Raw genomic sequence first — 12,837 nt, forward strand, 5'->3', positions numbered from 1 at the left:
CTCCAGCCGCGTTCCTGTGATTTTACTGGCCTGCGGCAAATTCAAACAAACGTTTGTATTGGACCCGCCAAGTGGTGTAGATATAATGCGCGGCCAAGACAAAACGGTGTAGTCCGTCATTTGCCCAGCTACAGTTCCGCCGTTGCGTAGAACCGCTGCGAATGCCCCGCGCACCCAATAAGACAAAGCAACAGCACGAGCCTTGATGAGTAGGAGAGAACCAGTGGAACGCGAATACATGGAATTCGACGTGGTCATCGTCGGCGCCGGCCCGGCGGGCCTGTCCGCCGCCTGCCGCCTGAAGCAGAAGGCCGCCGAAGCCGGTAGCGAAATCAGCGTCTGCGTGGTGGAAAAAGGCTCTGAAGTCGGCGCCCACATCCTCTCCGGCGCGGTGTTCGAACCCCGCGCCCTGAACGAGCTGTTCCCCGACTGGAAAGAGCTCGGCGCGCCGCTGAACACCGAAGTGAAGCGTGACGACATCTACGTACTCAAGGATGCAGGCAGTTCGACCAAGGTGCCTGACCTGTTCGTGCCCAAGACCATGCACAACCAGGGTAACTACATCATCTCCCTGGGCAACCTGTGCCGCTGGCTGGCCCAGCAGGCCGAGAACCTGGGCGTGGAAGTCTACCCGGGCTTCGCCGCCCAGGAAGCGCTGTTCGATGAAAACGGAGTGGTGCGCGGCATTGTCACCGGCGACATGGGTGTGGACCGTGAAGGCAACCCGAAAGACGGCATGTACACCCCTGGCATGGAGCTGCGTGGCAAGTACACCCTGTTCGCCGAAGGTTGCCGTGGCCACATCGGCAAGCAGCTGATCAAGCGCTTCAACCTGGATAGCGAAGCCGACGTCCAGCACTACGGCATCGGCCTGAAGGAAATCTGGGAAATCGCCCCGGCCAAGCACGAGCAGGGCCTGGTGGTGCACACCGCTGGCTGGCCGCTGGACGTCATGGCCAAGGACAACACTGGTGGTTCGTTCCTCTATCACCTGGAAAACAACCAGGTGGTGGTCGGCCTGATCGTCGACCTGTCCTACGCCAACCCGTACCTGTCGCCGTTCGACGAGTTCCAGCGTCTCAAGCACCACCCGGTGATGGCGCAATACCTCGAAGGCGGCAAGCGCATCAGCTACGGTGCCCGTGCCATCTGCAAGGGCGGTTTCAACTCGCTGCCGAAAATGGTCTTCAACGGCGGCGCGCTGATCGGCTGCGACCTGGGCACCCTGAACTTCGCCAAGATCAAGGGCAGCCACACCGCAATGAAGTCCGGCATGCTCGCCGCCGAAGCGGTGGCTGATGCACTGATCGCCGGCAGCGAAGGCGGTGACCAGCTCAACGGTTACGTCAGCGCCTTCAAGGCCAGCTGGCTGTACGAGGAGCTGTTCGCCAGCCGCAACTTCGGCCCGGCCATGCACAAGTTCGGCCCGCTGCTGGGCGCGGCATTCAACTATGTGGACCAGAACTGGTTCGGCGGCAAGCTGCCGTTCACCCTGCACGACACCAAGCCGGACTACGCCTGCCTGAAGCTGGCGGCGGAGTCGCAGAAGATCGATTACCCGAAACCGGACGGCAAGCTCAGCTTCGACAAGCTCAGCTCGGTATTCCTCTCCAGCACCAACCACGAAGAGGAACAGCCCTGCCACCTGAAGCTGACCGACCCGAACGTGCCGATCGCCAGCAACCTGCCGCTGTATGACGAGCCGGCCCAGCGCTACTGCCCGGCAGGCGTGTACGAGGTTGTCACCCAGGAAGACGGCAGCAAGCGCTTCCAGATCAACGCGCAGAACTGCGTGCATTGCAAGACCTGCGACATCAAGGACCCGGCCCAGAACATCACCTGGGTCACCCCTGAAGGCGCTGGCGGGCCGAACTACCCGAACATGTAAGGCCCCTGACCTGCACTAACAAAAAGCCCCCGGTTCTCACGAGCCGGGGGCTTTTTGTTTTACCTGTACCGGCCTCATCGCCGGCAAGCCAGCTCCCACCTCGACCGCATCGACCTCGAGCCATGCGCTATCCCTGTGGGAGCCGGCTTGCCGGCGATGAGGCCAGAACAAACAACAGAAAACTATTTTTCACCACACATTACCGGCATCGGCTCTGCCGCGAACGCCAATGGTTCCCGACGCCCAAAGTACAAGGCCGTCAGCAACCCCACCGTGCCCATGGCAAGACAAAAGCCGACACACACCCACGGGCTCCACGGCATCAGCGCAATCAGCGCCAGCGGCGTGGTGCTGGCCCAAAGCGCGTAGGCCACGTTATAGGTGAAGGAGATGCCCGACACGCGGATCTCGGCCGGGAACAACCCGACCATCACTGACGGCACCACGCCCACCACACCGCAGGACAGGCCCGCCAGCGCATAGGCCAGCCAGGTCACGCCCCACTGTCCCACAAGGCTGGCATACAACGCGCCGATGCCCACCGGCAGCAACAGGCTGTAGAGCATCAGTGCGCGCCAGGCGCCTGCACGGTCGACCAGCAGCCCGGCCAGCACGCAGCCGATGTTGAGGAAGACGATGCCCACGCTGCTAAGGGCAAAGGTGTGCCCGGCACTCATGCCGAAGCGCTGCTGCATCACTGTCGGGGTAATCACCACCAGCACCACCACGGCGGAAGTCAGCACGCAGGTCAGCAGCGCCGCCGGGATCAACGCCCGGCGGTGTTCGCCCAGCACCCGCCGCAGCGGGAAGCTCACCGGCTGCTCCTGGCGCGCGCGCAGGGCAAGGAACACCGGTGTTTCGCTGAGCCAACGACGCAGCCACACGCCGATCACGCCGAATACCCCGCCGAGCAGGAACGGGTAGCGCCAGGCGTAGTCGAGGATTTCTTGCGGGGTGAACACTTGCGCCAGCAAGGTCGCGGTCAGTGCCCCCAGCAGATAGCCAAAGGTCAAGCCGGCCTGCAGGAAGCCCAGGGCATAACCGCGCCGCCCGGCTGGCGCGTGCTCGGCGACGAAGGTCCAGGCACTCGGCACCTCGCCGCCCACCGCCGCGCCCTGCAAAATACGCAGTGCCAGCAGGATCAGCGGTGCAGCGTAGCCGATGTCGGCGTAGGTCGGCATCACCCCGATCAACAGGCACGGCAGGGCCATCATCAGGATGCTCAGGCTGAAGACCCGCTTGCGTCCCAGGTGGTCGGCGAAGTGCGCCATAAGGATGCCGCCCAGCGGCCGCGCCAGGTAGCCGGTGACAAAGATTCCGAAGCTTTGCAGCAGGCGCAGCCACTCGGGCATCTCGGGCGGGAAGAACAACTGGCTTAGGGTCAGCGCAAAGAATACGAAGATGATGAAATCGTAGATCTCCAGCGCGCCGCCCAACGCCGCCAGGCCCAGGGTCCGGTGGTCGCCGCGGCTGAACCGTGGCGGGCGAGCGGTATCGATGGCAGTCATGGCAGGGTCCGCAAATCGGCAAAGGGCAAGAGGATAGCAAATAGCTGCCCCCTTGCCCCGCCCGCTGCGGCTTTAGCGGTTGAACATGGTATTGACGAAATTGGCCTTCGGCCGTGGCCGCGCCGTGGCAGCCGGCATGGCGCCCGGCAGCGGTAGCCTGCCGACCTGCAGCGGCGAATCGATGATCGCCATGAATGCCTCCAGTGCCTCGTTGTCGGGCACCTGGGGCAAGCTCATGCTGACGGCCTGGCGCTCGGTCTGCGGCACCAACGGCACTTGCAACTGGTTGGAGTGATAAAGCAGGGCATGCTGGATCTGCGTGCTGACGCGACAGAAGCGCGCCAGATCGACCCCGACATGGCTGGCCAGCTCGATATTGCCCAATAACAGGTGGAAAGGCTGCAAGGCACTCAGCACCAGGCGCTGCAGCTCCTCGAAGCTTTCCACTGGCGCTATCCGGTAGTAGCCCAGGCCGTTGAGCAGCCGCTCCAGTTGCAGGCGCTGGCAGGGGTGTGCATCGGCGATGAGGATGCGCAGGGTCTTGTTGGCCATGGTGGGACCTGGGCAGTTGGGAAATGGTTAGGCTCCATGACCATACTGCGCCAGTAACGGCTGCTGCCTAGGCTACGCCTGGCAAGGGTCTTCTTTGATAGAAGTCGGGAAAACCGTGGAAATCAAGTGATCGACTGACGGAATTTTCATCCGCCTTCAACCCGGCGATCAGGATTCCCACTCGCGCATGCGCACACGACAGTGCTTCATGGCGTTGACGATGTGCTTTTCCACCAGGCTGCGGGAAATACCCAGGTGCTCGGCAATCTGGTGGTGTGACAAGCCTTCGAGCTTGCGCAGCAGGAAGCAGTCGCGGCAGACCTTGCTCAGCTCATCCAGGGCACGCTGCATAAGCGCCAGGCGCTGGTCGAGCTGCATGTCATGGGTCGGCGCCGGGGTGTGCCAGCGCTCGTCGTTGTCCAGCACCTCCAGTGGCTCGGCCTGGCGCACCTGGTGCCGGCGGTGGCGGTCGACAACCAGGTTGAGCGCGGTGCGGTAAAGGAAAGCACGCGGGTGCTCGATGCGCTCGGCGTCGGTGCGCTCCAGCACTCGCAGGTAGGCATCATGCGCTACGTCTTCGGCGGCCTGACGACTGCCCAGGCGCGAAGAAAGGAAACCCACCAGTTCGCGATAGTAATGTTCCACGACGTTACCTGAGATCGTCCTGCCAGCCTATGCCAGAAAGCCCTTTCAGGCAGCAACGCGGGACCGAGTGATGTCAACGTGCGATCTTACAAATTATAATTATTCTCAGCAACAAGGGTATGTCATGGGCGATCTAGCGCCCGTCGCCATACACCTGTCAGCCCCTACTCAATATTCGCTAAATCCCCTCCTGCTGCTTTCGTCTATCTGGCACCCACTCGCCTGGATGTCTGCATGAGACCTTTAACCAACACCCGTCGCCGGCTCCTGCTCAGCGGCCTGGGCCTGCTCGGCCTGGGCAGCCTGCTGGCCTGGAAGGCCCTGCCCTACGGTGCACAGCCAATCAGCACGGTTGCCGTGACCCGCGCCGACATCGAAAGCAGCGTTACCGCACTGGGCACCCTGCAACCAAGGCGCTACGTGGACGTCGGTGCCCAGGCATCGGGGCAGATCCACACCCTGCATGTGGAGGTCGGCGACACGGTGCGCAAAGGCCAGCTGCTGGTCGAGATCGACCCTTCTACCCAGCAGGCCCGGCTGGATGCCGGCCGCTACTCGATCGACAACCTCAAGGCCCAGCTGGCCGAACAACGCGCTCAGTTCCAACTGGCCCGGCAGCAGCTCAAACGCCAACGGGAGCTGGCCACCGCTGGTGCCACCCGTGACGAGGACGTGCAAACGGCCGCCGCACAGCTGAAGGTCACCCAGGCGCGCATCGACATGTTCCAGGCGCAGATCCGCCAGGCCCAGGCCAGCCTGCGCAGCGACGAGGCCGAGCTGGGCTACACGCGCATCTACGCGCCGATGGACGGCACGGTAGTGGCGGTGGACGCCCGTGAGGGGCAAACCCTCAATGCCCAACAACAAACCCCGTTGATCCTGCGCATCGCCAAGCTCTCGCCGATGACCGTGTGGGCCCAGGTGTCGGAGGCCGACATCGGCAAGGTCACCCCGGGCATGACCGCCTACTTCACCACCCTGGCCGGCGGCAAGCGCCGCTGGACCAGCACCGTGCGGCAAGTGCTGCCGATCCCGCCCAAGCCACTGGAGCAGGCCAGCCAGGGCGGCGGCAGCCCGGCCAGCGTCAGCAATGGCAGTGCCGGCAGCCAGGTGGTGCAGTACAGCGTGCTGCTGGATGTCGACAACCCGGACGGCGCCCTGATGGCCGAGATGACCACGCAGGTGTTCTTTGTCGCCGGCAAAGCCAGCCAGGTGCTGACCGTACCACTGGCCGCGCTGGACGACGGCGATGGCCTGCGCCTGGCGCATGTGCTGACCCGCGACGGCAAGGTGGAACAGCGCCAGGTACGCACCGGCCTAAGCGACCGCCTGCGCGTGCAGGTGCTGGACGGCCTCAACGAAGGCGAACGCCTGGTGATAGGCGCCCCTGGCGTCAGCGGAGGTTGAATGAGCACACCCCTGATCGAGCTGGTCGACATCCGTAAATCCTACGGCGGCATCGAAACGCCCAAGGTCGATATCCTTCATGGCATCAGCTTGCGCATCCATCCCGGCGAGTTCGTCGCCATCGTCGGCGCCTCTGGCTCCGGCAAATCGACCTTGATGAATATCCTCGGCTGCCTCGACCGCCCCACTTCCGGCAGCTACCGCTTCGCCGGCAAGGATGTGGCCGAACTGGGCAGCGATGAACTGGCCTGGCTGCGCCGCGAGGCGTTCGGCTTCGTGTTCCAGGGCTACCACCTGATCCCCTCGGGCTCGGCCCAGGAAAACGTCGAAATGCCGGCCACCTATGCCGGCATCGCCGCCAACGAACGCCACGCCCGTGCCAGCGCCCTGCTCGGCCGCCTGGGCCTGGCCAGCCGCACTGGCAACCGCCCGCACCAGTTGTCTGGCGGCCAGCAACAACGGGTGTCGATTGCCCGGGCGTTGATGAACGGTGGCCATATCATCCTCGCCGACGAACCCACCGGCGCCCTCGACAGCCACAGCGGCACCGAAGTGATGGCGTTGCTCGACGAGCTGGCCAGCCAGGGCCACGTGATCATCCTGATCACCCATGACCGCAATGTCGCGGCGCGGGCGCAGCGCGTGATCGAAATTCGCGACGGCCTGATCATCAGCGATTCGGCCGCCGACAAGCCCATGGTCGAAAACAGTCGCGGGCTACAGGCCGACCAGCTGCGCCAGCGCCTGGACCATGGCGCAACCTTGCACGGGGCATGGAAAGGTGAATTGTTCGAAGCCCTGCAGGCGGCCTGGCGGGTGATGTGGGTCAACCGCTTCCGCACCGCCCTGACCCTGCTGGGGATCGTCATCGGCGTGGCCTCGGTGGTGGTGATGCTGGCAGTGGGCGAAGGCAGCAAGCGCCAGGTCATGGCGCAGATGGCAGCCTTCGGCTCGAACATCCTCTACCTGAACGGCAAGCCGGCGAGCCTGGGCGAGCAGGCTGGCACCATCACCCTCGACGATGTCGCCGCCATCGGCCAACTGCCACAGGTCAAGCACGTGATGCCGGTGATCGGCGAAAAGATGATGGTGCGCCACGGCAACAACAGCCAGCGGTTCTATGTGGGTGGCAACAACACCGGGTTCCCCGAAATTTTCAACTGGCCGGCGGTGCAAGGCAGCTTCTACAGCGATGCCGATGAAGCCAACGCTGCCGCGGTGGCGGTGATCGGCCAGAAAGTGCGGGAAAAGATGCTCGACCCTGGGCGCGACCCGCTGGGGCAGTACCTGTTGATCGGCAATGTGCCGTTCCAGGTGGTCGGTATCCTGGCCGGCAAGGGCGCCAGCTCTGGCGACCAGGACAGCGACGGGCGCATCGTGGTGCCCTACTCCGCCGCAGCCATCCGCCTGTTCGGCCAGCGTGACCCGGACTACATCGCCGTTGCCGCCCTGGACTCCACGCGTGTCAACGAGGCCGAAGCGGCCATCGACAAGCTGCTGCGCCAGCGCCACAACGGCCGCCAGGACTTCGAGCTGGCCAATGACGCGGCGCTGATCCAGGCCGAAGCGCGCACGCAGAACAGCCTGTCGCTGATGCTGGGGGCGATCGCCGCGATCTCGCTGCTGGTGGGCGGCATCGGCGTGATGAACATCATGTTGATGACCGTGCGCGAGCGCACCCGTGAAATCGGTATCCGCATGGCCACCGGCGCGCGCCAGCGCGACATCCTGCGGCAATTCCTCAGCGAGGCGGTGATGCTGTCGATGGTCGGCGGCCTGGCCGGCATCGTCCTGGCCCTGGCCATAGGTGGCGGCCTGATGCTGGCCGAAGTGGCGGTGGCCTTTGCCCTGCCTGCCATGCTCGGCGCCTTCGCCTGTGCTGTCGTCACCGGCATCGTGTTCGGCTTCATGCCAGCGCGCAAGGCCGCTCGCCTCGACCCGGTCAAAGCCCTTACCAGCGAATAACCCATGACTCTGCCTAGCCGCATCAGCCTGTTGCCCCTGTGCGTATGCCTCGCCGCCTGCAGCACGCCGCAAACACCCGCCAGCGGTATTGCCGCGCCATCTGCCTGGCAAGGCGAGGCCGCATCACCCTCGGCCCAACTGCCAACGACGCAGTGGTGGCAAGCCTTCGCCAGCCGCGAACTCGACCGCCTGGTGCAGCACGCCCTGCACAATGCCCACGACCTGGCTGCTGCCACGGCACGGGTACGCCAGGCCCAGGCCCGCGCAGTCATCGCCGGCGCGCCGCTGCTACCGGAGCTGAAGCTGGGCCTGGATGGTAGCCGCCAACGCCTGCTGCACGGTGACGGCTACGACCAGCTGGATGTCAGCCGCGGCGAACCCACCAGCACCTCGTTCGACATGCAGCTCAGCGCCAGCTACGAAATCGACTTCTGGGGTGGCCTGCGAGCGACCCGTGACAGCGCCCTGCGCAGCCTGGGTGCCAGCCGCTTCGACCGCCAGACCGTGGAGCTGACCCTGGTCAGCGCGGTGGCCGACAGTTACCTGCAGGGCCTGGCTTTGCAGGAACAGTTGCGCATTGCCCGCCTCAACCTGCGCAATGCCAAGGACGTGCTGGGCCTGGTCGAAGCACGCCAGCGCAGCGGTTCCGCCACGCGCCTGGAACTGGCCCAGCAGCGCAGTCTGGTGGCCGCGCAGCAACGTCAGTTGCCGTTACTGGAACAGAAGTGGCAAGACAGCCGGGTCACCCTGGCAACCCTGCTCGGCGACCCGGTGCAGTCGCTGCCCACTAGCCAGGACGCGATCAACACCCTGCAATGGCCCGCCATTGGCAGCGGCGTGCCCAGCGAGCTGCTCACCCGCCGCCCGGACATTGCCGCAGCAGAAGCTCGGCTCGCCGCCGCCAGCGCCAATGTGCAGGTCGCCCGCGCCGCCATGCTGCCCAAGCTCACCCTCGGGGCCAACCTGGGAGCTGGCGCCAATACCTTTGCCCATTTGTTCGACAGCTCCTACTACACCCTCACCAGCGGCCTGGTCGCGCCGGTCTTCAACAACGGCCGCCTGCGCGCCGCGCGTGAACTGGCCGAGGCTGAACAGGCAGAGTTGCTGGAGACCTACCGCAGCAGCATCCTGGCCGGTTTTGCCGATGTCGAAAAGGCGCTCAATGCGATCCAGGGCGTGGACCGCCAGCGGCAGTGGCAGGATGAAGAAGTGGCGCAGGCGCGCCTGGCATTCGACCTGGCGCAGCAGCGTTATGGCGCAGGAGCGGAGACGCTGTTGAGCGTGCTGGAGACTCAGCGCACCTTGTATGCGGCGCAGGACCAGCAGGCCCAACTGCGCCTGGCCCGGTTGCAGGGTAGCGTGGCGTTGTACAAGGCATTGGGGGGTGGCTGGCAACTAGAACACCTGCGCGCCCCGTTGTAGGAGCGGCCTTGTGTCGCGATGGGCCGCAAGGCGGCCCCGGCATTATCCGCATCAACGCTGAAATCCGGGGGCTGCTGCGCAGCCCATCGCGACACAAGGCCGCTCCTACAAAAAGGCGGCGCAAGCCTCGGGGGCTTCAACGCGAGCGCTGCGCCACCTTCAGGTTGCGCGCATACCACGGCCGCTGCGGTACCTTGGGCCGCAGCTTGTCGAGCAGGTCGTCATCGCTGTAGATGATGCGCAACGCCAGCTTCATGGTCTCCGGGTCCATCTCTACACTGCGCCCGGGCCGCAAACCCGGCACCGTCGAGCAACCATGGGTATCCGGCCCCAGCCACGGGTCGGCCACCTCCACCCAGCGCCCTGGCGCAAACCATGGTACGCCATTGACTTCCAGGCGCCGTACCTCGCCTGGGTGCAGCCGCTCATGGGCGTGGAACCAGTCCTCGATGCGGTCGTCGATCCAGCCATGAAAGTGCCAGAACACCGGGTTCACATGGGATGAAAACGGGTCACCGAGAAAATCGTTCTGTTCTGCGAACCAGCGTTCGGCAAAATCATCCGGCGTACGCGCCGTCGGCACCGGCATACCGTTTGACGGGTCGCGCGGTACCGACGCCCAGCGCATGTGCAGCCAGTCGTGCAGGCCCAGTTCCACTTCCGAACCGAACTGGCCCAGGGTCAAGGTGCTGAGGTACTCCGGATCGGTGTAGCGCGACTCCCAGACCTGGAAGTTGCCATGGAAGGTATCCGGCGTCTTGATGTCGCGCACCCACTGGGTGTATTCCGCATCACCGCTGGCCAGCCAGGTGGGCGGCAGGGCATTGCCGTCATGGTTGTCGAAGTAGCGGGCGAATCCGGCCCGGTCGCGCTCCAGTTCCGGCTGCGGCAGCGGGAAGCGCGTCCATGACGGTAAGTCCTGCAAGGCACGGGCTCTGCCAAGCATGTGCCGGTGCATGAATAAAAAGTCTTCTCCCGAGCCGTTGCGGTCCTTGTGCCGGCCCCGCGCGTCACGCTCGCGATCACGTGGCCCGGGCTGCCAGCCCAGGCCACGAAGGGCGCCCTGCTTGTCCTTGCCCAGCTTGTGCCATTTGTCCCGCGACGAGTGCCACAGCTGGTGGAACAGGCGATGCTCCGGGGTGGTCAGCCAGGCCAACAACTGCGGGTTCAGCGGGGTACGCTCGCGCGCCTCGGGGAAGGTGCGCTTCAAGGCCAGGAACTGGTTGTCCTCCACGGGCAATGTCAGAGCGCGGTCCAGGCGTGCAATGCGCCCGTTTAGGGTCGCCGGCCCGGCGTTGCCGAACCGGCCCCAGACCTCGTCAAGCACGATATGGCATTCATAGCGGGCCTGGGCCGAAAACAGGCGCCAGCGCAGGGTGCCCGGTTTGTCCGCCAGCAGGTCGCCTATCACGCGGTAGCGCGGCTCATCCTGCCCACGCAGGCGCTCGGGAGTATCCAGGTAGCCGCGCAGGGCGCGTCCGCTGGTTGCCACATCCAGGAACAGCTCCAGTTCACTCGTGGGTAGGCCGTCCAGCACCGCATCCTTGCCCAGCAGCGTCCAGCGCCAGATGCCGCGCAGGGTATCGCCCAACTGCTGCAGGCGGGTATCGGCCAACTCGACGACGGCCTCGCCAGGGGTTTCCGGGAATTCCTCGGCGGCACGCTGGCGCTGCACATACAGCGCCCCCAGCGCACCGGGCACCACCACACCCGTCAGTGCCACACCGGCGATGAAACCGCGTCGAGAAATCGTCATTGCATACCTGTGCATTCATTGCGGCCATGGAGCACGGCCCGTCCAAGGCTAGAACGTTGCACGGCAGGCGAAATTTAGCGGCTTGCCACCCCCGCCCCTGAGGGCAACTCGGTCAATGTAGGAGCGGCCTTGTGTCGCGAAAGGGCCGCAAGGCGGCCCCGGCAATTTTGCAGAGGTGCGAAGATCCTGGGGGCGCTGCGCACCCCTATCGCGACACAAGGCCGCTCCTACAGGGCCCTGCGCCAGCGACCTGATAGCGGCTAAATTTCCCGGGTGCAAGCTCGTTCACTGCAGGTAGCGGCGGCCTCTGTGCCCATCCCTCGACGGTGAACCTACTGAGACCAAGATGACGACTCCACGCTGGAAGAAAGCCCTGTTTATCAGCCTGGCCGCGGCGGTTGCCGCTGGTGCCGGGTTTGCCGCCTGGCACTACTTCGCCACACCCGCTGGCTATTCCAGGGAGGTGACCCGCCAGGCCAACGACCTGCAGGAACGCATCATCTCGTTCGACAGCCACGTCACCCTGCCGCTGACCTTCGGCACCGAAGGCAGTGAGGCCGACAAGGATGGCGATGGCCGCTTCGACCTGGCCAAGGCCGCACGCGGGCGTTTGTCCGGCGCGGCCCTGACCATCTTCGCCTGGCCAGAGTCCTGGACCGGAGACGGCGGCCCGCACCGCCCGACCCCAGGTTTCGTCGAAGCCGCCCGCCACACCCAGGAGGTGCGCTACAACGCCATCACCGCCATGGTCCGCGACTTCCCGCAGCAGGTGGGTATTGCCTATACCCCGCAAGACATGCGGCGCCTGCACGGCGAAGGCAAGTTCGCGGTGTTCCTCAGCATGCTCAACGCCTATGCGCTGGGCGATGACATCGACCAGCTCGACCGCTGGGCCGCGCGCGGCGTGCGCATGTTCGGGTTCAGCTATGTGGGCAACAACAGCTGGGCCGACTCCTCGCGTCCGCTGCCGTTCTTCAATGACACCGCCGATGCCCTGGACGGCCTGTCGCCGGTCGGCAAGCGCGCCGTGCAGCGGCTGAACGACCTGGGCGTGATCATCGATGTGTCGCAAATGTCCAGCAAGGCGCTGGCCCAGGCCGTTGCCCTCAGCCGCGCGCCGGTGGTGGCCTCGCACTCGGTGCCACGGGCGATGGTCGACATCAGGCGCAACCTTTCCGACAAGGAGCTGCAACTGATCAAGGACAGCGGCGGCGTGGTCCAGCTGGTGGCCTTCTCCACCTACCTCAAGCCCTTGAGCAGCAAGACCCAGGACAAACTCAACGCCCTGCGCGCCCGCTACGACCTGCCGCCATTGGCCAACCTCGACTACGCACTGATGCCAGGTGACCCGGTGATCGCCGGCTGGCCCGAGCAGAAGGTCGGCCAGTACGCCAACGCGCTGTACGGCATTCTCGAAGAGGAGCCGCCGGCCACGCTCAAGGACTATGGCGACGCCATCGACTACACCGTGCGCAAGATCGGCATCGATCATGTCGGCCTGAGCTCGGACTTCAACGAAGGCGGTGGCATCGACGGTTGGCAAAACGCCAGTGAAGCACACAACGTCACCGCCGAACTGATCAGCCGCGGCTACTCCGAAGCAGATATCGCCAAGCTCTGGGGCGGCAACTTCCTGCGGGTGTGGGAGCAGGTGCAGCGCGCCGCGCATCCTGTCGCCACCTCATCCCCCTGAC

The 12,837-nt window shown here is 65.0% G+C and carries 9 protein-coding genes; 5 read left to right on the top strand and 4 right to left on the bottom strand.

Translation table 11 applies throughout. The annotated features are described in order from the left end of the window. The first annotated feature begins 223 nt into the window (after nt 1–223). Nucleotides 224–1,888, top strand: a complete 1,665-nt coding sequence (locus ACK56M_RS19905) for an electron transfer flavoprotein-ubiquinone oxidoreductase (protein WP_411958948.1) — start codon at nt 224–226, stop codon at nt 1,886–1,888. A gap of 182 nt (nt 1,889–2,070) precedes the next feature. On the opposite strand, the gene ACK56M_RS19910 is transcribed toward ACK56M_RS19905, so the two are convergent. From ACK56M_RS19910 to ACK56M_RS19920, 3 genes are all read right to left on the bottom strand, one after another. Continuing rightward, on the bottom strand, nt 2,071–3,396 hold the full coding sequence (locus tag ACK56M_RS19910) for an MFS transporter (RefSeq protein WP_054572524.1): 1,326 nt from the start codon (nt 3,394–3,396) through the stop codon (nt 2,071–2,073). Nucleotides 3,397–3,468: 72 nt separating this feature from the next. Next, entirely contained in the window at nt 3,469–3,948 is a 480-nt protein-coding gene (locus tag ACK56M_RS19915) for a hypothetical protein (RefSeq protein ID WP_015271104.1), read from the bottom strand. A gap of 168 nt (nt 3,949–4,116) precedes the next feature. Continuing rightward, nucleotides 4,117–4,593 (bottom strand): sigma-70 family RNA polymerase sigma factor, encoded by a 477-nt coding sequence (locus ACK56M_RS19920; RefSeq protein WP_015271105.1) that lies wholly within the window; start codon nt 4,591–4,593, stop codon nt 4,117–4,119. A 234-nt stretch (nt 4,594–4,827) separates the two neighbouring features. On the opposite strand from ACK56M_RS19920, the gene ACK56M_RS19925 reads away from it, so the two are divergent. The 3 genes from ACK56M_RS19925 to ACK56M_RS19935 are packed head-to-tail and all read left to right on the top strand — an operon-like array spanning nt 4,828 to nt 9,387. Continuing rightward, nucleotides 4,828–6,000, top strand: a complete 1,173-nt coding sequence (locus ACK56M_RS19925; protein ID WP_015271106.1) for an efflux RND transporter periplasmic adaptor subunit — start codon at nt 4,828–4,830, stop codon at nt 5,998–6,000. Further along, complete coding sequence (locus ACK56M_RS19930; RefSeq protein WP_015271107.1) at nt 6,001–7,965, top strand: MacB family efflux pump subunit; 1,965 nt, start codon at nt 6,001–6,003, stop codon at nt 7,963–7,965. A 3-nt stretch (nt 7,966–7,968) separates the two neighbouring features. Further along, nucleotides 7,969–9,387, top strand: a complete 1,419-nt coding sequence (locus ACK56M_RS19935) for an efflux transporter outer membrane subunit (protein ID WP_411958949.1) — start codon at nt 7,969–7,971, stop codon at nt 9,385–9,387. A 136-nt stretch (nt 9,388–9,523) separates the two neighbouring features. On the opposite strand, the gene ACK56M_RS19940 is transcribed toward ACK56M_RS19935, so the two are convergent. Next, a complete protein-coding gene (locus tag ACK56M_RS19940; protein ID WP_411958950.1) occupies nt 9,524–11,143 on the bottom strand; it encodes a PvdJ/PvdD/PvdP-like protein in 1,620 nt (539 codons plus the stop codon). A 346-nt stretch (nt 11,144–11,489) separates the two neighbouring features. On the opposite strand from ACK56M_RS19940, the gene pvdM reads away from it, so the two are divergent. After that, nucleotides 11,490–12,836, top strand: a complete 1,347-nt coding sequence (gene pvdM, locus ACK56M_RS19945) for a pyoverdine-tailoring dipeptidase-like protein PvdM (RefSeq protein WP_411958951.1) — start codon at nt 11,490–11,492, stop codon at nt 12,834–12,836. Nucleotide 12,837: the final 1 nt, after the last annotated feature.

Origin of the sequence: Pseudomonas sp. s4 (assembly GCF_046764235.1) — a bacterium.
Classification (GTDB): Bacteria; Pseudomonadota; Gammaproteobacteria; order Pseudomonadales; family Pseudomonadaceae; genus Aquipseudomonas; species Aquipseudomonas asiatica.

Excerpts from the sequence above, each read along its gene's own strand:
- ACK56M_RS19910 (WP_054572524.1), bottom strand. The coding sequence starts at position 3,396 with ATGACTGCCATCGATACCGCTCGCCCGCCACGGTTCAGCCGCGGCGAC.
- ACK56M_RS19915 (WP_015271104.1), bottom strand. The coding sequence starts at position 3,948 with ATGGCCAACAAGACCCTGCGCATCCTCATCGCCGATGCACACCCCTGC.
- ACK56M_RS19925 (WP_015271106.1), top strand. The coding sequence starts at position 4,828 with ATGAGACCTTTAACCAACACCCGTCGCCGGCTCCTGCTCAGCGGCCTG.
- ACK56M_RS19930 (WP_015271107.1), top strand. The coding sequence starts at position 6,001 with ATGAGCACACCCCTGATCGAGCTGGTCGACATCCGTAAATCCTACGGC.
- ACK56M_RS19935 (WP_411958949.1), top strand. The coding sequence starts at position 7,969 with ATGACTCTGCCTAGCCGCATCAGCCTGTTGCCCCTGTGCGTATGCCTC.
- ACK56M_RS19940 (WP_411958950.1), bottom strand. The coding sequence starts at position 11,143 with ATGACGATTTCTCGACGCGGTTTCATCGCCGGTGTGGCACTGACGGGT.
- pvdM (WP_411958951.1), top strand. The coding sequence starts at position 11,490 with ATGACGACTCCACGCTGGAAGAAAGCCCTGTTTATCAGCCTGGCCGCG.